This window comes from Enterococcus spodopteracolus, from assembly GCF_030441955.1.
Taxonomy (GTDB): domain Bacteria; phylum Bacillota; class Bacilli; order Lactobacillales; family Enterococcaceae; genus Enterococcus_B; species Enterococcus_B spodopteracolus.
The window spans coordinates 270,924-292,171 of sequence record NZ_JARJHD010000003.1; the positions used below are offsets into that span (position 1 = coordinate 270,924).

19 protein-coding genes and 1 pseudogene are annotated in these 21,248 nt (G+C 36.2%); 7 read left to right on the forward strand and 13 right to left on the reverse strand.

Translation table 11 applies throughout. From position 1 onward, the window contains the following. The first annotated feature begins 11 nt into the window (after positions 1-11). Positions 12-382, forward strand: a pseudogene (locus P3R27_RS06375) (LytTR family transcriptional regulator DNA-binding domain-containing protein). 150 nt (positions 383-532) lie between these two features. Here the strand turns inward: P3R27_RS06375 and P3R27_RS06380 are convergent. The 11 genes from P3R27_RS06380 to emtA all read right to left on the reverse strand — a co-directional run bounded on the left by P3R27_RS06380 (position 533) and on the right by emtA (position 12,654). Further along, positions 533-1,003 (reverse strand): TspO/MBR family protein, encoded by a 471-nt coding sequence (locus P3R27_RS06380; protein ID WP_126133799.1) that lies wholly within the window; start codon positions 1,001-1,003, stop codon positions 533-535. Between the two features lie 376 nt (positions 1,004-1,379). Then, positions 1,380-4,382 (reverse strand): WxL domain-containing protein, encoded by a 3,003-nt coding sequence (locus P3R27_RS06385; RefSeq protein ID WP_126133798.1) that lies wholly within the window; start codon positions 4,380-4,382, stop codon positions 1,380-1,382. 1 nt (position 4,383) lies between these two features. Continuing rightward, the gene (locus tag P3R27_RS06390) at positions 4,384-5,439 is read right to left on the reverse strand and encodes a WxLIP family cell surface protein (RefSeq protein WP_062805918.1); all 1,056 of its coding nucleotides are present in this window, start codon (positions 5,437-5,439) and stop codon (positions 4,384-4,386) included. Positions 5,440-5,551: 112 nt separating this feature from the next. Then, positions 5,552-6,343 (reverse strand): WxL domain-containing protein, encoded by a 792-nt coding sequence (locus P3R27_RS06395; RefSeq protein WP_034689653.1) that lies wholly within the window; start codon positions 6,341-6,343, stop codon positions 5,552-5,554. An 11-nt stretch (positions 6,344-6,354) separates the two neighbouring features. Continuing rightward, positions 6,355-6,717, reverse strand: a complete 363-nt coding sequence (locus P3R27_RS06400) for an EF2685/EF0750 family sortase-dependent surface protein (RefSeq protein WP_034689654.1) — start codon at positions 6,715-6,717, stop codon at positions 6,355-6,357. 289 nt (positions 6,718-7,006) lie between these two features. Next, positions 7,007-7,585 (reverse strand): recombinase family protein, encoded by a 579-nt coding sequence (locus P3R27_RS06405; protein WP_010734523.1) that lies wholly within the window; start codon positions 7,583-7,585, stop codon positions 7,007-7,009. Between the two features lie 564 nt (positions 7,586-8,149). Beyond that, positions 8,150-8,323 carry a hypothetical protein gene (locus P3R27_RS06410; RefSeq protein ID WP_153830001.1) on the reverse strand — a complete coding sequence of 58 codons (174 nt, stop codon included), beginning with the start codon at positions 8,321-8,323 and terminating at the stop codon, positions 8,150-8,152. A gap of 555 nt (positions 8,324-8,878) precedes the next feature. Further along, positions 8,879-10,045 carry a carbohydrate binding domain-containing protein gene (locus P3R27_RS06415; RefSeq protein WP_301357484.1) on the reverse strand — a complete coding sequence of 389 codons (1,167 nt, stop codon included), beginning with the start codon at positions 10,043-10,045 and terminating at the stop codon, positions 8,879-8,881. Positions 10,046-10,438: 393 nt separating this feature from the next. Beyond that, complete coding sequence (emtC, locus tag P3R27_RS06420; RefSeq protein WP_284592272.1) at positions 10,439-11,254, reverse strand: metal family ABC transporter substrate-binding protein EmtC; 816 nt, start codon at positions 11,252-11,254, stop codon at positions 10,439-10,441. A 10-nt stretch (positions 11,255-11,264) separates the two neighbouring features. Further along, entirely contained in the window at positions 11,265-11,936 is a 672-nt protein-coding gene (emtB, locus tag P3R27_RS06425; RefSeq protein WP_034689660.1) for a metal ABC transporter permease EmtB, read from the reverse strand. Next, positions 11,911-12,654, reverse strand: coding sequence for a metal ABC transporter ATP-binding protein EmtA (emtA, locus tag P3R27_RS06430; protein WP_034689661.1), 744 nt, complete (start codon positions 12,652-12,654; stop codon positions 11,911-11,913). Before emtA ends, emtB begins: the two co-directional genes overlap by 26 nt. Positions 12,655-13,214: 560 nt before the next feature. Between emtA and P3R27_RS06435 the strand changes: the two genes are divergently transcribed. From P3R27_RS06435 to P3R27_RS06450, 4 genes are all read left to right on the forward strand, one after another. Further along, positions 13,215-13,475 carry an ATP-binding cassette domain-containing protein gene (locus P3R27_RS06435; RefSeq protein WP_268745030.1) on the forward strand — a complete coding sequence of 87 codons (261 nt, stop codon included), beginning with the start codon at positions 13,215-13,217 and terminating at the stop codon, positions 13,473-13,475. A 414-nt stretch (positions 13,476-13,889) separates the two neighbouring features. Beyond that, positions 13,890-14,636, forward strand: coding sequence for a MurR/RpiR family transcriptional regulator (locus tag P3R27_RS06440; protein WP_034689665.1), 747 nt, complete (start codon positions 13,890-13,892; stop codon positions 14,634-14,636). A gap of 187 nt (positions 14,637-14,823) precedes the next feature. After that, positions 14,824-16,092, forward strand: a complete 1,269-nt coding sequence (locus P3R27_RS06445; RefSeq protein ID WP_301357411.1) for a PTS sugar transporter subunit IIC — start codon at positions 14,824-14,826, stop codon at positions 16,090-16,092. 33 nt (positions 16,093-16,125) lie between these two features. Next, on the forward strand, positions 16,126-17,565 hold the full coding sequence (locus P3R27_RS06450) for a 6-phospho-beta-glucosidase (protein WP_034689670.1): 1,440 nt from the start codon (positions 16,126-16,128) through the stop codon (positions 17,563-17,565). 52 nt (positions 17,566-17,617) lie between these two features. Here the strand turns inward: P3R27_RS06450 and P3R27_RS06455 are convergent, their stop codons facing one another. Further along, on the reverse strand, positions 17,618-18,646 hold the full coding sequence (locus P3R27_RS06455; protein ID WP_034689673.1) for an FUSC family protein: 1,029 nt from the start codon (positions 18,644-18,646) through the stop codon (positions 17,618-17,620). Positions 18,647-19,117: 471 nt separating this feature from the next. On the opposite strand from P3R27_RS06455, the gene P3R27_RS06460 reads away from it, so the two are divergent. Then, positions 19,118-19,567 (forward strand): hypothetical protein, encoded by a 450-nt coding sequence (locus tag P3R27_RS06460; protein ID WP_034689676.1) that lies wholly within the window; start codon positions 19,118-19,120, stop codon positions 19,565-19,567. Between the two features lie 638 nt (positions 19,568-20,205). Here the strand turns inward: P3R27_RS06460 and P3R27_RS06465 are convergent. Continuing rightward, a complete protein-coding gene (locus tag P3R27_RS06465) occupies positions 20,206-20,784 on the reverse strand; it encodes a TMEM175 family protein (protein WP_034689679.1) in 579 nt (192 codons plus the stop codon). A gap of 194 nt (positions 20,785-20,978) precedes the next feature. On the opposite strand from P3R27_RS06465, the gene P3R27_RS06470 reads away from it, so the two are divergent. Then, positions 20,979-21,176 carry a hypothetical protein gene (locus P3R27_RS06470; RefSeq protein WP_034689681.1) on the forward strand — a complete coding sequence of 66 codons (198 nt, stop codon included), beginning with the start codon at positions 20,979-20,981 and terminating at the stop codon, positions 21,174-21,176. The last annotated feature ends 72 nt before the right edge of the window (positions 21,177-21,248 follow it).

The following is a 21,248-nucleotide window of genomic DNA, read 5'->3' on the forward strand; positions in this document are numbered from 1 at the left end:
GGAGCTTTTTAATGATTCCAATATATATATGTGAAGATGATCCGAAACAACTTGAGATGATAACTACTGTCATCAAGAATCGAATCATGATCGAAAACTTAGGTTGCTATATCCATTTCGTTACTTCAAATTCCCAAGATTTACTCACAAGTGTTCAAATAAATACATCTCCTTTGAGTATTTATTTTTAGATATCGAATTGAAAGACAGTGAATTGAATGGGATTGAAGATAGAAACCATCACTTTATTCGTTGCCATAGATTATTTGTAGTAAATACCCAGAATATCCAAATGATTAATAAAAAGATACGGGAAGTTACTTTAGAAAACGGGGACATTATTCCAGTATCCATTCGTGGTCTGAAAAAACTAATTACTTGAAAATTAAATTCAATTGACTATTTACATATTTACAGAAAATACCACACAGACTGAAGTGATCATTCAGTCTGTGTGGTATTAGTAATTTCAACAAAAAAATTTTATTATTTAGAGCCTAATATTAGTATATTTCCTGTGAATTATTGCGAATTAATTCAAAAAATAAATTGAATAATTTAATATAGTAGCAAATATTACCCATAGATAGTAGGGAATCATTAATAGCATAGCTTTCCGACTATTCATCCACAATTGATAGAGTAAAATCGTTAAGAAAACTAAAAGTAAGCTGATATCAATAGCTGCAATAAAGCTATTCTTCAAATTAAAGAATAATATCGTCCATAAAAAATTACAAATAAACTGAATCGCAAATAGGAGTAATAATCTGCCTTTCATTTTTGTAGAAGGTAGATTGATTATTAAATACAACGCGCCTCCCATCATAATATATAGAAGGGTCCACATCGGTCCGAATATCCAGCTAGGCGGTGCAAATGGCGGTAACTGTAAAGAATAATAATAGTCTTCTGGGTTGCCACTAAAAATACTTGATAAAAATCCTAACCCAACGATTCCTACAAGACATAACCATAAACGATAATCTTTTAAATAATTCATGTTTGAGAAAATTCCTTTCTATTATTTAATCACTTTCTATCAACTTTTTTTCATCATCTTATCTTTATTGAGTAGAAACTTCAGCGGTTAAATGATATATGTTTCTTTTAACCTATTCACAATATTTCCTTCCTTTAAGAAAATTATAATATGAATATAAAAGGATAAACTATTTTTTTCATAAAGTGTTCTTTTTAGAGCATAATCGTATCTTACTCAAAATTTCATTCATTAAATATGAATTATCCTACTAAGTAAAAATGATTTATATTAATGATTTATGTAAGTTCAAACTTGAACCTTCTAAACAAACTAAAACGAGTTTCCCTGAATCTACTCCTATACAAAGAAAGGAAAGAGAACGATTCTCTTTCCTTTAATTACCAGGAACTGCACTTAATTCCCATGTCAGCTTGGTCGAATAACTAGTTGCTTCTGGATTTGTCCCTCCAGGGACATAGAGACCGACACTTTTATCTGCCGTTTGTTGATCCCCAAAACGATAGATCCACGTTCCTGTACCAGATTCTCCGTTTGCTTGTATGAGTACTTTCCTTGTATTTGGTACGATTCTTTGTACAGGTTCTTCCTGTAGTTCAGGTTTAGTCCCGCCTTGTGCAGTCACTAGTTCTTGATTGAATAACTGGATTTCAGACCCAATCAATTCATGTCCGCTTTCATTACGGAATTGTCCGTTCTGAGTAACTGATAATTGCCATCCATTGCGCTCATTGGCGACACGACGGTCACTGATCTGCACATAGTTTGGACGCTCTTTCGTCTCGTTAACCGTTCCATCTTCATTTAATAACCGTTGTGGTTGGGCGTAATACGTTTGATCACTAACAGATATTTTTTGTGTCTCAAAGTTAAATTGGGACACAAAATCTAGACTCAAACGTCCTTGATCTTCTGGGATTTCTGGTTTATTCTCCGGTTCAACTTCCGTTTCAGGATCTAATGGATCCACAGGTGCCACCACAATTTTTTCCTCTACCATTGTACTAGCGGTATCATTTTTCCCATTCAAAAAAGCATAGGCTGTCACGGTATTTCCAGCAGTGAATCGTCGATCTTCCGGTAATTCATAGCGATAATCCCCATTCTCATCTGCCGTTGTATGATACTTTTCACTTTCAGAAATATCCGGTGAAGTAATAGAGCCTGCAGGAATCGCCGGATCGCCTGAGAAGCGGATCACACTATTAGGATTCGCCTTTCCAGTAATCGTATGAGAATTCACTTCCTTCGGATCTTCTGTTAACGGATCAATCGTGACTTCGACATCTGGTATTTTTTCAAATAAAATACGTTGGACATTTTGCGTAGTGAAATATTGCTTAAAACTATCTGCTGTTTCTTGTGCAATCGAAGAAACAGTCTCAATTCGAGGAACTACTCCTGTATAGCGTAGATTCAAATTGAAGATAGGTGTCCATGAATGATCGGGTATCACTTCAAAATTCCCTCTTGCCCATTGTTTTACTGATTGAACATCGATATCTAATAACCCAGTGTTTCCTGCGATATTAATCAATCCGTTGGCGGTTGACGTTCCGGCAATCGTTCCAGTTCGTTCCAAATTGACTTCTTGAGCATCAGAAAATTCAAAGGTTGAACCAGTAGAAGCGAAGTACATTAAATTTTGAGCGTTTGAAGTACTGTCACTTTTTATATTCAAGGTAGCATCTTTGCCGATGGATACCGTTGCATTTCCATTAACATGTAAAATATTCGATGGTGAGGCAGCCATTTCAGTGGCAACAATATTCAGTGTACTCCCGCTTTCTACTAGTAGATTACTTCCTGCCGCCATCCAAATAATATTATATAGGGCACCATTAGCATTCGCCTTTGTTCCTTGAGAATCGATGGTAAGGACGCCTTTTTCTTTTATTCTGAGCGATGAGTTGGCAGTACGTAAAGAAATTGCTGATCTTAAATTTTGTGGCACTAAGTTCAGCTTTGCGCCCTCATCTATTTCAACACTGCCTCTTCGAACGAGTAAACTTGTGCCATCAGCTTCGCCAGCATTTCCTTTTGATACAGCATTTAAAGATGAATTTTTTTCCATTCTAAAGTTGTTATTGGGGTGTACAACTCCTCCTAAATCTAAATTACCTGCGCTAATTGTTTCTAATTCAACCTCAGCATCTTCAAGTATCGTTAAATTTGAAGCATAGATATTCGTTTGATCTAGTGCATTGATGCGCCACGTACCAAAAGCGGAGGTATACGCTGATACCTGTTTACTACTTGATTTACCTGAAAATTTAATACTACTATAAGGTGAATGAATCAGTTGATTTCCGTAGTTCGTAATATTATGGTAAGTAATTTGACTAGCAGTTTGATTCGTCACGTTCAAATCATTGAAAGTCAACGGTCCATAATAGTTTCCGTGGTATATCTCTAAATCTTTTAACGTGATATTCCAAGGAGTTGAAGAATTAGCCGTAATATTGTTAAAACATAAAGTGATTGCGCGAAAATCAATTTGATGACCATTTCCTTCGACCGTTAGATTTCTAGAGATATTAGCTACATTAAGATAGACAAATGCTGTCCCACCATTAGGGTTACTCGTTCCACCTGTTGTAATATCCGTTAGATTGAGTCGAGGATTATCTGGTGTTTGGAAATCAGAAACAACATTAATCGTTGTTATTGACGGATCTACAAATGCACGGATAAACTCTTCCCAATTCGCCACATCTTGGACACTCGCTTCTTTTGTTGAACGAGCGCTTTCTGTTACTTGTTCTGGATCATTTTGCGAATTATCTATGGTTGATGATTTTTCATCACTTGATACACTCGCTTCTTCTTCGACTGTTGATTCTTCGGTCTTCGCTGTTTCTTTTTCTTCCGAGGAAGTGACTTCTTGTTCACTGGGTTGTTGGCTCTCCTCTGATTGAATGTTAAGCGTCATTTTTGATTCTCCGACAGCTATCTCATAGGCTCCTGCTTTTTCTACAACTAGTGGAATGGAAAAGATCATTTGTGGAGAATTCGTCCGTACTTGCCACTGGCTTCCTTCTATATTAGTGAACTTACTATCAGCAGATTGCTTGTCTTCTACGATACTGACTCCCTCTGGGAGATTCAACACAAATTCGGAAACATCTTGACTGGAACGTACGACTAATTGAAACTGTTTATTTGCTATAGATGGCTCTTGATTTTCTTCGAATGAAAAAATAGGCGCCTTTGTTTCTGTTGTACTGGTCAGTGGATCCATCAATTCTGATTCTCTCGATAGTTCCACAGAATTCTCAATGGCAGACACAGGCATACTCGTTGAAATCACTGAGAAAAAGAGCGAAGGAAAACAAAGAAGACTAACACTTGCCACAATCAAGACTTTTTTAATTTTCATCTCACTGGTCCTCCTTATTTTTAGCTCTTTGCTTCTTAATAAGTAACCAAACAATAATCAACAATAAGAAAAGAATCAGGATGACCGCGGCAACGAGCCACCAATTAATACTCGTATCAATTGTGACATCTTGCTGATTCAACGCTCGGGCTGTATCTGCTTCAATGGTAAATTTCCGTTCCCATTGCCATTCCTCTTCTCCTGAACGTGCCGTCATTTTCAACACGTAGTCGCCACTTCGAAAGCGATCCCCTTCTAAAGAGATGGGGAAGTTGAAATTAGAATTAGGTGCCATTTGCATCTGTTCTTGCTTAGCTCGATAGAGAATATCGTTCTCCCCTTCTTTTTGTACCGTTGCTTCTACTTCTAAATGATTGACAAAGGTAGGTGTAAAGTTCTGTAAGTTCGCACTGATAACATTGCGATAGTTGAGTTGATCGGCAAAGACATCCAATAAATCTAAATCAGGTTTTACGGCAGAGCGATCATTACTCACCACCACACCTATGACATAGGCAAATTCATTTTTGATCGCCACTCCTTCTCCACTTGTTTCTGTTTCCTGTGGCTTTTCTTTCACCTCTGCAATTCTTAAGCCTCCCGCTAAAAATCCTGAAAAAGCTTCTTTAGGCATATTTAGCATTACTTTGACAGTCTTTGTTTCGTTTCCTGCAAGCTCAATAGGGACTGGGGGTTCAATTAAGTCTGCCAAAGAATAGGGTAAGGTTGGGTCTGCCTTTTCGGCATCTTTACCATATTCCACCACTCCTTGGACATTAGTAAATGCCGTATGAGCCGTGATTTCAATCGTCTTTGCTTGATCATTAGCATTTTGAATTTTCAGTGTCAATTCCTCTGTACTTCCAGGTTCACTGTTAAGGTCGAAGTAACGGCCACTTCCTTCTACTTGACTCTCTGGAAACTCTGGGGTGACATAAAAACTTAAATTTTCTTCTGCAGAAACAAGAATTGGAGAGAACAAAAACGCTAACATAATAAGTAATAGTCCACTCCATTGAATCCTCCTCTTTATTTGATATGTCGTACTTTTTATCATCAAACACACTCCTTCGATGTTTCATTCAAAAAAGCAGCGCTACATATTTATGTAACGCTACTTTAGTCATGTGCGACTTACGCCCTAATCCATCATTAGATACATAAATCTATTAGGCTCCTACATCGCTACCTGGTGTAGTCGTTAATTCCCATGTCAATGTTGAGGTATAGGTGGTCGCGTCTTTGGCTGACGCGCCGGGTACAGATAATTGAATGGCATTATTTGTCACAGGTGCTTTTGGATCTGCCTCAAATTGGGCATCTAAGTCTGCTTGATTTCCCCAAACAACAGATGAACGCCCCGCTCCTTTACTTGACTCAGCGGTCATAACTGAAACTGCACCACTATTAGGCAACAATTCCAAATTATTTGCATGTGCAGCTGGAGCTAACTCCTGATTGTTCCCCGTGTATTGAATTTGGGGATCCTTTAAAGTGACTTTGGCTCCTCTCAAGACAGCGTTTTGCGTATTTTCCGCTTGAAAGTCACTTAGACTGACTTTCAAATCCCAGCCTGCATTGCTTCCTCTAGTATCAGAAACTTGTGCAAAACTGATAAAAGGAACTTTATTTTCATCACCAGTCGTTCCGGTCTTCTGTTGTCTTTCTGCTACCATATTGTACGTTTGATCTTGATTTGAAATCACTTGTGAACCAAAATTCATTGTCGCAGCCTTTACAATTGACAAAGGACCCGTGGTTCCGGGTACTTCTGGTTCAATCTCTACATCTGGTTCTTCTACTGGTGGAACAACGATTTCTGGTTCGTCTGTACTAGGTGTAAATTCGATATTTCCGTTGGTCGTCACTTGACGAGTCTCGTCGGCAAACGCAGAAATTGCTCCTCCGGCGAAAATAGTAGTTGATAATGTTGCAATGGTTGCTAATCTAACGAATTTCATATATTTAAATCCTACTTTCTTTGATTGTTTTTTTCTTTTTGTTTTTTCCAAAACCAAAAGCCAAGTATGACTACGATGATCAGAATGCCCAATATTTTCCAAGCACTCATCTGACTCTCGTTCGTTTGAGGGAATTTTTTATGTTCACTCTTTCGCACTTCTGATGGTGATTGAACAATTTCTTTGGGAAAGCTTGGTTTTACCTCAACTTCTGGTGCTGGCTCTGGTATTCCTGGTGTTTCATATACCCCAGTAAAACCAATTGTTCCTTCAGTTTCCACCGAGTGTACTTCTGTCCCATGAACAACTAGTGGTGCATAAACTTGAATCAATACTATACCTATACTTAATATGCATCTTTTTAAGTGTTTCATACCCCTCCTCCTATATTCTTAGATGTCTCAAAAATCTTCGTTTTTAAGGAGACGAAAAAAAAGACATCCGATCGCATCAGATGTCTTGAAAAAGTGATTAAATTAGGTTTCCTATTAAAGAAGATAAATAACATGTTATCATTCTTAAAAACGAAGGTTTTTGAGAATTAAAAGTTAAGCCAATAACTATTATACATGACTTATACTTACATCATACTATACCAGAAATATTTTTCAAAATAAAGTGATATATTTCTTTGGTCACTTAAAAAATACTGGGTCCTAAGAACTAACTCAATTCAGAAAGATTCCTCTCTAGTTTTAAATAGCGATAAAAAGTTGATTGTTTAATCCCAGTTTTTTTACAAACTTCTGAGACAGATAATCCTTTTGTAAGGTGTAATGAGAGTGATTCTTGAAGAACGTCTTGATCTACCTTTGGTCGGCCACCAACCTTACCTCTTGCACGTGCAGAGTTTAATCCTTCAAGGGTCCTTTCAACAATAATATCTCTTTCAAATTGACTAAAAGCTTGGAAAACAGTGATCATTAATTTTCCCTGAGGAGTTTGAGTATCAAAATTTTCTTTTATACTGATTATTTTAACTCCTTTTTTTTCAAAAAAATAAACAAGGTTAATTAAATCTTTTGTGCTACGTCCAAATCGTGAGAAGCTTTCAATGACTATTTGATCACCGGTCTTTACACGTTTTTTTAGTTTATTTAGTTCTGGACGACTTGCACGGACACCACTGATTTTTTCAGTATATATTTTTTCGCAATGATAAGTTTCTAATAAATCTAACTGTCGCGATAGATCTTGTTGTTTAGTTGAAACTCGAGCATAGCCGTAAATTTTTCTAGTCATATAATTCCTCCAATAAGTTATCTAATAAAAAACTCATAATTATCAATAATATATTTATAGAATAGATATGAGTAGAGCCAATTATACAATGACTTAACTGTAAAAATGACTACTGTAATAAAAAAAGCATGCAACGAGTCGCTTATGGTTATCATAACTTTCTAAATTACCATGAATATTTTCCTTGATCTAGGGCTTAGTTTGCCAAAATCAATTCAGAACAAAAATAATCAATCGAAGTTTACTTCTACTTCGATTGATTAACTTTAAATTAGCATCGATTCCTCGAATTCGACTTTAGCTTTTTTGAAATCAAAGTACTTTTCAGATATCAAATCTTCGTAATCGTTTTTTTCTACCTGTTAAAGCTTCCAAGCATCTCTAGCTCCTGAGGACACTGGAATATCATTTGATAAGTCGTATAGTTGAAAAAAGACCTCATTTTGTACAATCGTCATAATCAGAAAAGATACAAAGGCCCAAATGATTTAGTTTATTCAATAATAAAGTATTGGTATGAAGCATTAGTAAATTCTTGAGTAACTCAATATTTCTACCTCCAAATTAAAGTCCTCTGTGGCTTAATACTCGCTGTTCATGATTATTGATCAATCGATAGGCATCCCCTTTTTGTGGATCTGTCATCATATGACGAATTTTCCATTGTCGTCCTTCAATTGGATTAGCTAATGGTCTCGCTCCTACCAGTCTATCACTATTTTGATCACAACCGGACAAAGAATGTAAATTTCCATATTGAATCCCATTAACATTTACATAAGGTAGTTTACTTTGAACTATGTGGGTACCTGACGCATCATCATACTTCAAGATTCATTTTCGTCTATCATGTTCAGTATCCTTAGTCATTTTAACTTCATCCCAATTTGTCTCCCATGTCCACGTGAGAGCATAAGAAGGATCATCTACACTTTTAATTTTTATTTCTCTGTTATCAAATAGTTCTCTATAGTCGATTCCACCGTTAGCCGATACAGTACCTGCATCTACATCATTACCTCCGGAGAATAAGCCGAAACTTGCACATGCCGCTGCACCTAATAAAAATTTTACACTAATTTCATTTTTTCTTTCCCATCTCGTTTGTATTGATAAATACTATTTGTATACTATTGCAACATGTTTTTTCTTAAAAGAAAAAACATCAAAACCAAGATATTCTAGGGGATTTATCAGGCAATGGATTAGCTCCTTGAGACATAATACCGTTTATCATATCAAAAAAAAGATCAAAAACTTTTTAAGTTTTTGATCTTTTTTCTTATGATCGATTTATTCTACTTCATACGTTGCTAATACTTGCAACGAATTCGATGAACCACCAGGTGTTCCACTGCTTAATTCGACGGAGATCACATCGCCAGATTTATAATCAATTGTTTTACTAACTTTTACGCTGTCCTCTGCTTTTTCACGTACCGATGCATAATAAACTTTGCCTTTATGGATTTCTGCGACATAGGCACCATTTTTACGAATGATCATTCGGTTGTTCCCTTCGAAGCTTGCACGATCAAAATCAACGTCTAGTCTGTTTCCTGTTAATTGAATATTCTTCACCGCATGTTCTAATAAAGAAGAATCCACTGCTAAATCTTCTTCTAATGTGATCGATTCTAACAAGCGCTTGCCTGTTGAGCTGTGTCCAGGTGAATTTGGTGCGGTATAGACTTCGATTACTTGTCCTTTGACACCGGAAATGCTACGACGTACTTGAATACCTTCATCGGTTTTGCTTGTAAATGAATAGTAAGCTTTGCCTTTGTAAGTTTCAAAATGGTAACGACCATCAACATAGACCATCAATCGTTCTGAAGTGTTAAAACGTTTTGCATCTAGATTTAAATACGCATAAGATTCACGATCTTGTGTTCCTACAGTCAATAAACTCGTTTCTGTTTTTTCTGGTTCTACTTGGATATTGTCAAATTTCGCCCAGCCATTTCCTGTTGAAGAGAAACGAATAATGTATGTATTGTCTGTTTCAGGTGTAGTAAATGTAAATTCTCTACGTGTCCAGTTTTCATTGTTGTGTGATGTTTCTTCTAACGAAATAAAACCCTCATCATGATTCATCGTACCAAATTCAACTTTTGCTGGAAAATCAGCGCTACCTGCCACATCATAGCCGAATGTATACGTCGTGTTTGGTTTCAATGCCAAATATTGATGAATGTTTTCTCCGTAAGTGGCAACCACATATTTATTCCCACTTAGCTCTTCGATTGTTGGATTCTGTGTACCTGGACTTGACACGATCCAATGGTTCAAACCAGCATTGAAATCACCTTTTTTAATCGTTAACTCTTCTTCTACCTGATTACTAACATTCGCCGAATCATCTGTTGATTGGCTTGTCGCAGAAGTCACGACCGGACCTCCTAACGTAAGAAGTAACATGCTTGTTGCCGCAATTTTTTTCAAATTATTTTTTTTCATCTCAAGCTCCTTATTTATTTTTTTAGCGGATAGTTCGTTATATAGTGAACTATATAACATAATCTATCTCGCTCTTTAAAAAGAATAACTGATAAATATCTCAACAAGAAAACACTTTTTTCTGGAAAAATATTTTTATGGAAACATAACAATAGAAAAAATGTGTAATGTATAATAACTGCAAAAAATAATGAAGACTCAGAAAAAAATCACTGAGCTACTAGGTTTATCAAATGATTTTAATTATTCCTCTGCTTGGATAAAATAAAAGAATACAGCACAAGGCTGTATTCTTTTATTTTATTTTAGAAATCATCTGATACGATCAATCTATCAGAACATAACCCCCGAAGGCGTCAGTCATAATATTTTTTGTTATGGTTAGCACATTGTTTAAAATGCTGGGATATTTGAGCCTTTTGAATTATTTTTGATGTAGTCAGCGACTTCTGGTGTCGTCATCGCTTCTTTCAACACCTTGATTTTCTCGCTATCTTTTTCTTCCTCTCGAGTGACTAATTGCAACGCATAATGTTTGCTTGCTGCTTCGTCTTCAAGTAACAAAGCATCTTCTGTCGTCAAATTGGCTGGCTCCAAATATGCTGGATAACAAAAAACCATCGCAATATCACTTTCGTCATAAGCTTTTACTAGATTCAAAAGATCAATACTTTCAAAAGTAAGATTTTTATGATTCTCTACAATATCTGCGACTGTACCATCAAAACCAATTCCGTCTTTCAATTGAATGATCCCATTCTCATTCAAAATCGCTAACGCACGACCTTCATTTGTTGGATCGCTCGGAATGCCCACTTTTGCGTTTTCTGGCAAATCATTGACATCATCATATTCTTTTGAATAAAATCCGCCAGCAAAATAATAGATTGGTTGGACTGCTACTAAATCAGCATCTTTTTCTTGATTGAATCGTTCCATAAAGGGTTCGTGTTGCGCAAAGTTTGCATCTGCTTCCTTATGTTGGACGGCATCATTATAAGCAACATTATCACTGACTTCCATGATGTTGATCGTGTAGCCTGATTTTTCTACCTCTTTTTTGGCAATTTCTAGAATATCTTTTGAGGACTCCAATTGAACTGCTACAGTGATTTCTTTTTCACTTTCTGCGGTTTCATTGCTTCCACCACAGGCTGCTAAGACTAGAACTCCAACTAAAGCAAACGCAAATAAATAAAACTTTTTCATAACTTTTCTCCTACTTTCGTTTATCTAATGATTGTGCAACAAAATTTCCAAACATTTGTAAAATGAAGACCAAAGCGATCATGATCACAATAGCAACATACATGACCCCATACTCATACCGTTGGTAGCCGACACGAACAGCAAAATCACCGATCCCACCACCACCTACGACACCCATGACGGTGGAATAAGAGATCATACTTACTGTTGTCGTAGTATAAGCCAACACTAAGCCACTTCGCGCTTCAACAAATAAGAAGTGCCAGATGTATTGAAATCTGGAAGCGCCTAAAGAATTCGATAAGGCATAGATCTCTTCAGGTACATCTAACAACACTTGCTCAACTAAGCGAGCGAAAATCGCGACCGCCACAATACTGAGTGGTATGGATGAAGGAACAGGACCAAAGGCCCTTCCTAAAATCGAGCGCGTGACTGGAATCAAAGCGATCACTAATAAAAGATAAGGAAACGAGCGAACGACTGTCACAATAAAGTTGAGCAACCAGTATAACCAAGGATGGGCCCCTCTGACCTTGGGATTTGTCAAATATAGACCTAGTCCTACTGGCAAACCTCCCAATACACAAACAAACATGGAAATCGCCATCATGATGCCCGTTTCTTTCAAACTATTGATTAGAGACGGCCAATATTCAATCAATGCTGTGGGCAAGTTCATCAGTCAAACTCCTTTTTATTTTTTCAAAATAGGTTAGTTCCTCTTCCTCGTAGTGCTTTGGGTCATTCGTCAATTCACCGATCAGATGACCGTTTTCCATGACTAAGATTCGTTTACATAAGCGTTTGACGGTTTCCAGTTCATGACTAACAAAAAAAATAGTCGGTTGAAACTCGGCATGTGTTTTATGTAATAAACGAACCACGCTTTCTGTATTTTCTTCGTCTAAAGAACTCGTTGCTTCATCACAAAGTAACAAATGTGGATCTCTACTTAACGCTCTTGCAATAGAAACCCGTTGTCTTTCTCCGCCAGAAAGTTTGACTGGATAGCTTTCTGCTTTATGTCTCATGCCAACAAAATCGAGTAGATCATTGATTTTTTTAGGATCTTTCTTCCTCTGTAGCTTTAAAGGTAATGCGATATTTTCATAAACACGTAAATTTTCAAGTAGATTATGATGTTGAAAAATCATGCCTATTTTTTGTTGTTGCTGCCGGCGCTCTTTTTTTGATAATGACTGAACATCTACACCATTTAGTTTGATTGTGCCTTCAGTAGGCGTTTCCATCAAATTCAATAAACGTAACAAGGTCGATTTTCCAGAACCACTTTTCCCAACGATCCCGATCACTTCCCCTTGTTTTACAGTAAAACTAATCTTATGCAACGACTTGGTCTTTTCATACTGCTTCGACACATTTACTAGCTCGATCACATTTTTCCTCCAGTCTATACATGCAATTAATAGATTAACACAAAGAAAAAAACTGTATTAATTTTATTGCTAATAAAAGATTTATCTGAATTTTTAAAAGAGTAAATAAAGTACAAAAATATCTATTTTTATAATCCATTAAAAGAAAGGAAAAAGCAACTTTTTTACTCACAAATAAATAAGCACTGTTTTTATTTCTGTACTAGTAAATTTAGAAAAGATAGCTTGGTTATTCATTTTCGACCAGTCTATCTTGCGCTTAAAATATATTTTTTATGGTGAACTCAATAATTTATCAAATCTAAAAACAAATTGATTTAGTATACTATTTTTTTTAATTTGAGAAAAAATAATAAATAGAACGGAAGGAAAAAGATGTTATACTCTGGATAATGGATAGCTCAGTAATACAATATAGATTGGTTCGTTATCTTATATTGTATCAAAAATTAGATTATTGATAAACGAACGAATAACAGCTATCCTGGATACAATTATTGTGGATGAAACAATTGGGACTAAAAATTGTTTGGGGAAGTAGTTTTTAGTACTTTTCGTCCATACGTGTCAATGGCGCCAATCTCTCAGGAGGAGAAAAGCAACGTGTGTTTATTGCTCGCATGATGCTCCAAGACAGCAAGATATGGATTCTAGATGAAAGTACTAGTAGTATCTACAAAGACTCTGCGGATGCCATCTTTGACACACTCATGAACGTAAGACAAAGCAAAATCATTTTATTCACCTCTCACGACAAGGAAAATAAAAATTTTGCCAATAAATTCATTCAAATCTCTTCTCGTGTAGAAACGATTGTATAGATCTATCCTCCGTCCTCTTCAAAAAACAAGTAAGGATCCACAAAAATCCAATGAACGTCTTTTGTGGATTCCTGCTTTTATTTGCGTTAAATATTTTTCTTTCGGACTAATAATAAAATTGTTATTCTTTCTTTTCTAACACTACTGCTGGTGTTGGCGAGTTCTTATCGGCGAGTCTTATCGGCGAGTTCTCATCATAAGGACTTCCTTTTACATCCCCGTAAAACCTACTAACAACAAAACCAGCAGCTTCCATTTCTTTTTGCAGAATTTCTTTGGTAAAATACGTCATCCATAGATAATAATTTTTATTTTCATTATATGTAGTTTTCTCATGATGCCATTTCCAATTTTTTTAGAAAAACCCTTTCCATCGTGCTATACTCTAAAGAAAAAGAATCTTGAGGTAAATACATGGCTATCTTTGAAAGTCTTAACTTAAATAAATTGTCGGCCGTTGAACAAGAGATTTACCGGTTTATCGTTAACAACCTTGAGAAAATTCCTTATATGCGGGTACGAGATATTGCGACGGATGCGCATGTTTCTTCAACCTCTGTCTTTCGTTTTATCCAAAAAGTCGGCTTTGATTCATTTCCAGAATTTCGTTTTTATATTAAAAATCATTTGGAAAAAGCCCATTATGAAACAGATGACAAGCAATTAGTGTTAGAAGAACGAATCAATCAGTTGAACATGACTATTTTTCATCCCGATATTGAATATCAAATCAAAAAAATGGCAACCACATTGCGTCAAGCTGATTTTATCCTATTTATGGGTATGGGGGCTTCGGGAGCATTAGCGCAATATGTGGCACGAAAATTAGCGAACATCGGTTACTTTTGTATTAGCTTAGATGAACTGACTTATCCGATTCGTAGTTTTTTGCGTCCAGATCAAAAAAATGCGTTAGTCTTTTTGAGTGTTTCAGGTGAAACAAAAGAACTGATCGAAGTAATTTCAGGTTTAGCTCATGCTGATAGCGTGCATAAGTATTGTATTACCGCTCATAAAGAAAGTTCATTGGCCCAATTATGTGATTACTCAATTGACTATGCCATTAAAGAAGAACGGAAAGACATCTTTCTTGATTTGACTAGTCAGCTACCTTCCATGGCGATCCTTGAAACATTGATCGGTTATTTAAAGGATGAATGATTCACCACTCAATTTGGAACGCTATGTTCCTACCACGAAATAATTTTCATTGTTCCAAATTTTTATCCTAAATAAGAATGCGCTTACTTTTCTTTCACACCTTTCGCTATAATGAACCTATCATATAGCGAAAGGTGTTATTCTTATGCAAAAATTCAATGATTTATTAGATTGAAGCCTTGTTCCTATTGCAACACGGTTAAACAACCAACGACATATTGCAGCCGTTCGAGATGCGTTCATGCTTATTTTCCCATTGACGATTTCGTCTTCATTAGTGATCTTAGTCAATAATATTTTATTTTCAAAAGACAGTTTTATCGTGCAATTATTTCAACTTTCACGTATCTTTCCAAATTTAGAAAGTGCGCAACAAGTCCTTGCTTCTGTAGCAAATGGCACAATCAATATCATGAGTTTGTTTATTGCTTTTTTAGTCGCTCAGCTTTTGGCAAAACATTTCGAAGCTGATGCAACCTTAGTTGGACTAACTAGTGTCGCTTGCTTTATGATCTTTTACCCTACTTCTTTTGCAGTCGATGAAATGAATGTCATCTCGACGCAATATTTGGGTGCTCAAGGTTTATTCGTTGCGATGATTGTCGCTTGCTTGGTTGGAGAATTCTTACCAAAATTATTCAAAGTCAAGAAATTACAAATCAAGATGCCTGAACTCGTTCCACCAGCTGTTTCTCGCTCTTTTTCTGGGATGATCCCAATCATTATCGTTGTTTCTATGTCAGCTTTGATCAACTTCTTCGTTTTGATGATCGCGCCTAAAGGAATCAACGAGTTGATTTATGCCGGTATCCAAGCACCTTTACGTGACTTAGGTGGGAATGTGTTTGGTGTCCTACTCTTAGCTTTTATTCAGACACTGCTATTTTCTATTGGTATTCATGGTCCAAACACATTGAATGCTGTTCGTTCAGCAATTTTTACCGAGCAAGACTTAGCCAATCTTCAATTCATCAATGATGGTGGTTCGCTGTGGGATGTCCCTTACAAAGAAACTTGGGGCATCTTGAATGATATGTTTGCAAACATGGGTGGAACGGGTATGACCTTAGGCTTGATCATTGCGATTTTTATTGCTTCACGACGACCTGAATATCGCGAAATCGCCAAACTATCTTTTGTACCAGGCATTTTCCAAATCAATGAGCCGATGATTTTTGGACTACCGATCGTCTTAAATCCAATTATGATCATTCCTTTTGTCTTAACACCGATGGTCAATATTCTGGTCGGTTACTTCGTCACAGTCGTCTGGCCAATCATGCCATCACCAGCAATTGGTTTACCTTGGACCACACCAGGGATCATCAATTTGTTTTTAGGAACTGGTGGGAATATCATGGGAATTGTAATAGGCGTACTTTGTTTAGTGATTTCCGTTTTGATTTACCTACCTTTTGTCATGGCTTCCAACCGCGCACAACGCACAGAGATATAACTTAAGAATCAATGAAACTTAGGAGGAATTTGTATGAATAGAGAGTTACCCAAAGATTTTTTATGGGGAGGCGCAATTGCTGCTCATCAAGCAGAAGGTGCTTGGAATATTGATGGACGAGGTCCGAGTATCGCTGACGTTATGTCTGCTGGCGGAAATGGGATTCCGCGGAAGATCACTAAAGGCGTCGTCGAAGGTGAATATTACCCAAACCACGAGGCCATTGATTTTTACCATCGTTACAAAGAAGACATCCAATTATTTAAAGAACTAGGCTTAAAATGTCTACGCACTTCTATTTCATGGAGTCGGATCTTTCCTACTGGTCAAGAAGAAACACCGAATGAACAAGGATTAAAATTTTACGATGATCTTTTTGATGAATGCTTAAAAAACGGGATCGAACCGGTAGTCACGTTGTCTCATTTTGAGATTCCTTATGCCATTTATGAAGATTTTGGTGGCTTTGCCAATAAAGCGGTCATTCCTTTATTTGTCAAATTTGCTCAGTGCGTATTTGACCGTTACAAAGACAAAGTAACTTACTGGATGACCTTCAATGAAATTAATAATCAGGCGGACGGACAAGAGCCCGTTCATGTTTGGACCAATTCAGCCATGATCATTGAAGATGACCAAGATAAAGAGGCCTTAGTATTCCAAGCAGGGGTCAACGAACTGATTGCCAGTGCTTGGGCTGTCAATGAAGGGAAAAAGATCAATCCCGATTTTCAGATTGGTTGTATGATGGCTTACGTTCCAATCTATCCCTACTCCTGTGCGCCAGAAGATATGATTGCTTCAGTCAAAGCAAATGAACGTCGTTTCTTCTACAGTGACGTCCATGTACGCGGAGAAATCCCTACCTACACAGAAAAGTATTGGGAACAAAAAGGGCTCACAATCGATATTAGCGAGAAAGAACGACAAATTTTACGTCAAGGAACTGTTGACTATATCGGTTTTAGCTATTATATGTCGGGAACGATTACAACTCTTCCCGATGTTGAGGGTAGACAAACAGAAGATATTCCTTCAGCAAAACTAGTTAAAAATCCTTATATTACTGCTTCTGATTGGGGCTGGCCGATTGATCCTGTTGGGTTGCGTTATGTATTGAATACGGTGTACCAGCGTTATGATCTTCCCCTGTTTATCGTTGAAAATGGTTTTGGTGCCTATGATCAGTTAACTGATTCAAATGAGATCCATGATGACTACCGGATCAATTATTTAAGAGAACACATCGAACAAATGAAAAAAGCAGTAGTTGAAGATGGCGTACCATTAATTGGTTATACACCTTGGGGAATCATCGATATCGTCAGCTTTGGCAGTGGTGAAATGGAAAAACGCTATGGCATGATCTATGTCGATAAAGATAATACCGGTAAAGGAACCTTACAACGTTTGAAAAAAGATTCCTTTGCTTGGTACCAACAAGTGATTGAAACAAATGGTGAACAGCTTTAGTAACGAACAAAGAAAGGCGATCCGACTTCATTGTCGTGATCGCCTTTCTTTGTTATGTTTCATATTTTTCTTTAACAACTGCTAAGTAATGTTGCAGACCAATATTCATTACCCAGGCTACGCCTAGACCAATGAAACTACCGATGACGATACCAATAAAACGATACTCAATCAATGAGATCAAGTACGTGTTCCTAACCAATGTCGAAAGCATTAATGCCATGGGGTTCAAGAAAATATTCGCCACTGCATAATTTCGGGCAACTAAAAACTGAGAAATACCATAGAGAAACGTAATTAAAAAAATCGTTTCAAGCTGGGAAAAAGGAATCAGTGATAAGACAGCCGATAGACACAACCCTAACATCGAACCAATCAAATATTGCACTTGCCGATGTTTCATCGCATCTAAATTCTCAGCCAATAAAATCGAGGCACAAGACAGTGTCAGCCAATAAGGATTTTTCATGTTCAAGCCATGGCTCACATAAACGGAAAGGAATAATGCAGCGCTGTAAAAAATCGAATCAATGATTACTAAAGGTTCTTGGTGAAAACGCTCCTTCAAGGATACCTTTATCACATCCTGTTCCGGACGTGAATCCATTTTTTTCGTTAGAAATGCAGCAATCAAAGCAAACACAACACCCATAAAGAAAAAAGAAGCTACTGTTGGCAAATGGGAAAATGGAACGGACATACTCGTTCCCATAGCCGCTAACATCGCAAAGAATAAGCCCCCTGGTTTAGAAATATGGAACAAACGCAAAATAAATCGACTGAAAAAAGCAACTGCTCCAACAGCAAATGGTTCAAGCCAGATGACATACGTCGACAATAGTCCTAATGTAAAGGCCAGTAATAGACCGCAACCAATCAAAAATAGGCGCTTTAGTAATTGCTTCATTGGAATGTTCTGGTAGTAAAAGAAGGTAAAGATACCTAGAGAAGAGAAACTTGAAATCAAAAAATTATGATTGATGTAACCGATCCATAAAACGAGAAAGATCAGCACCATCAGATTCATGATACGAAATGGATTTTCTTGAATTTTGTTAAATGTAAAATAAGATTTAACCATAAAAAACCTCCTTATTTTGAAATGTATATAAAAATCGTTTTCGCCTTAAGGATGTCTTGTCTATTTATATGAAGTATCAAAGAAATCAACTATTAGAAGTAAAAGGAGAGTTTTCCAGAGAAAAATTTAAACGAATTTACTTTATCTAGTATAACACCAATTTTCATCACTTAAACAAACAGAAATTCCCATCAAACATTAAATAACTAATTAAATATTATAATTGATTAATAATAACCACCATTATTTGTAATAATATAGATAGTTTTAGCTATCTAAAATTAAAAGCTTTTCATCTAGTCAAAGAATTTATGAAATCTACTTTATTTTTTTGTATTTTAAATTTATACTATGAAAGAAATCATTTTTAATAACAAAAAAAAATAAAAATTTATTGTTAAATAAAGTTTTTTTAATTTTAACATCAGGCATATACGTTGGAGAACACAGAAAGGACAAAAAGTAAGGAAAATGAAGAAAATTATTTTAATGATCAGTAGCTTGTTTGCATGTGTCGGTTTATTTTCTTTTATTCATTTTTTGAATTCTCCTGTTCGAGATGTTACCTCCAAAGCTGAAATGATCCAAACAGACGAAATTAAAATGGAATATGTTCCTACAAAAAATCAATTATTGAAAAGCATTGGTGACTCGGTCGATTTTTTAGGCATTTACGAAGTAACAGAAATCAATTTTAATGATACACCCCATATCGTGCTAACAAAAGAAGATGAAAATGAACTATCGTTTGAAATCAGAGTAACTGATCCAAAAGAGCAATCGTTCTCGATTCCAGCAATAAAATTCTCTCCACAAAATATTCATGTTTCTGATACATTTGGTATTGCGAAAAAAGATGATCGCTACTTTGCCTATAAAAACAATGTATCCATTGAAGGAGAACCTTACAACACACACTGATATACCCCGCAGGGGTAAATATAAATTTATATTTAGACTACAAAAAAGCAAACTGAAACGAAGGAATTCCTCTTCCTTTCAGTTTGCTTTTTTTTTGAGATCCAATGAATATCTGTCCATCCTCTAGTATCAGTTTATCTATGTTATTTAAAATAACAACAACAAGCAAATGCGATTGTTATCTAAATTCTTGATCTAATAATGAGTTATCCACTGTGGATAACTCATTGACTCTTCTATTTGTCCACAAAATCCGTCATCTTTGACCTTGTGACTGATCGAGCTTAGGTTTTTTTACTTCTTTGTATCGTCTATCCTTTAATCGTGACGATGACAGTAAGTAAAACTGACAACAGGAGAACGAGCAAATTACACCTCGATTGCTCTACATAAATAAGTACGGTAATAAAACTTGTAATGATTGCTGGATAAAATTTTTTCGTTTTCTCATATGCATCCCTCTTTAACTATCATTGTGCCTAAAAAATTCGATTGTTTTTTTATTTTTTACTTATGTTTCTGTTAAATTTTTTTATAATCGTTAAACGAGTCGAGAACATACAAGAAAAAACACAGAACAGGAAAGGAATGTTCCCTAACTATTCTGTGTCTTTTGATTGACTATTTTATTCAAGTATTTAGCGATAGTACGCTTCAATTTTACGACTTGGGATCAACCAAGTAACCAAAATCAAGATATTGACAATTAACACGGAGATGGGCGCGATCAAATATCCGAGAATCAATCCCACGACATTCAAACCAACAGATACGTAGGATTTACGATAATTGCCAAACAACTCTTTGATAGATACATTCTCGTCTTCCTCTGAGGCAACTAATGTCCTTGCTAACAAATAATACGTGAGATTAGCTCCTAATATCACTATACCATAGGTCATTTCGGGGACAAAGCTGTTACTGTATTCGCTGATCCATGAGGTAACGAAAGGAAGCAGTGACAGGAAAAAAATAAAAAAGCTATTCACCCAGAGCACTCGCCCATTCACTTTGTGGACGGCTTGAAACAAATGATGATGGTTATTCCAATAAATGCATAGGGTAAAGAAACTAATGATATAAATAAAAAAACGTGGCGCAAGTGCAACTAGCGCTTCTAGGGTATCTGAGTGTGGTTCATGTAGCTCCAAAACTAAAATCGTCATAATAATAGCGATCACGGCGTCTGTAAAGGCTTCTAATCGATTTTTCGGCATGACTTTCCGCTCCTTTCGCTTCATTTTATTCGTAACAAGGGCAAAAAAGCAACCTTTTCACACCAAAGTAGCAAGTAGAAATCGGGCTCTGGGTGGAGGCTAAGTCAAGCAATCCTTGCTATACTTACTATATAGAAAACAGCAAGCGTAACTTCTATTGAGAAGTTTATCAAACGAGAAAAGAGGCGATCATCATGCAAAAAAGAAATACGTTTCAAACAATCATTCTATTAGTGATAGGTTTCGTCGTAGCTAGCTTTGTCCTTAATCTATTCGTTGGCGTGATCAGTGGTTTATTATGGTTAGGTATTAAATTATTGATTCCAGCAGCAATTGCGATTTGGTTAGTCCGTTGGATCACTCGCACCACGCAACAAAGAAAATACTACTAATAGTAAATTCCTATATGAAAAGCAAAAAGAGACAGAAATTTTCTGCCTCTTTTTTTATATCTTTCAAATGAT

Excerpts from the sequence above, each read along its gene's own strand:
- P3R27_RS06380 (WP_126133799.1), bottom strand. The coding sequence starts at position 1,003 with ATGAATTATTTAAAAGATTATCGTTTATGGTTATGTCTTGTAGGAATC.
- P3R27_RS06385 (WP_126133798.1), bottom strand. The coding sequence starts at position 4,382 with ATGAAAATTAAAAAAGTCTTGATTGTGGCAAGTGTTAGTCTTCTTTGT.
- P3R27_RS06390 (WP_062805918.1), bottom strand. The coding sequence starts at position 5,439 with ATGATAAAAAGTACGACATATCAAATAAAGAGGAGGATTCAATGGAGT.
- P3R27_RS06395 (WP_034689653.1), bottom strand. The coding sequence starts at position 6,343 with ATGAAATTCGTTAGATTAGCAACCATTGCAACATTATCAACTACTATT.
- P3R27_RS06400 (WP_034689654.1), bottom strand. The coding sequence starts at position 6,717 with ATGAAACACTTAAAAAGATGCATATTAAGTATAGGTATAGTATTGATT.
- P3R27_RS06405 (WP_010734523.1), bottom strand. The coding sequence starts at position 7,585 with ATGACTAGAAAAATTTACGGCTATGCTCGAGTTTCAACTAAACAACAA.
- P3R27_RS06415 (WP_301357484.1), bottom strand. The coding sequence starts at position 10,045 with ATGAAAAAAAATAATTTGAAAAAAATTGCGGCAACAAGCATGTTACTT.
- emtC (WP_284592272.1), bottom strand. The coding sequence starts at position 11,254 with ATGAAAAAGTTTTATTTATTTGCGTTTGCTTTAGTTGGAGTTCTAGTC.
- emtB (WP_034689660.1), bottom strand. The coding sequence starts at position 11,936 with ATGAACTTGCCCACAGCATTGATTGAATATTGGCCGTCTCTAATCAAT.
- P3R27_RS06440 (WP_034689665.1), top strand. The coding sequence starts at position 13,890 with ATGGCTATCTTTGAAAGTCTTAACTTAAATAAATTGTCGGCCGTTGAA.
- P3R27_RS06450 (WP_034689670.1), top strand. The coding sequence starts at position 16,126 with ATGAATAGAGAGTTACCCAAAGATTTTTTATGGGGAGGCGCAATTGCT.
- P3R27_RS06455 (WP_034689673.1), bottom strand. The coding sequence starts at position 18,646 with ATGGTTAAATCTTATTTTACATTTAACAAAATTCAAGAAAATCCATTT.
- P3R27_RS06460 (WP_034689676.1), top strand. The coding sequence starts at position 19,118 with ATGAAGAAAATTATTTTAATGATCAGTAGCTTGTTTGCATGTGTCGGT.
- P3R27_RS06465 (WP_034689679.1), bottom strand. The coding sequence starts at position 20,784 with ATGCCGAAAAATCGATTAGAAGCCTTTACAGACGCCGTGATCGCTATT.
- P3R27_RS06470 (WP_034689681.1), top strand. The coding sequence starts at position 20,979 with ATGCAAAAAAGAAATACGTTTCAAACAATCATTCTATTAGTGATAGGT.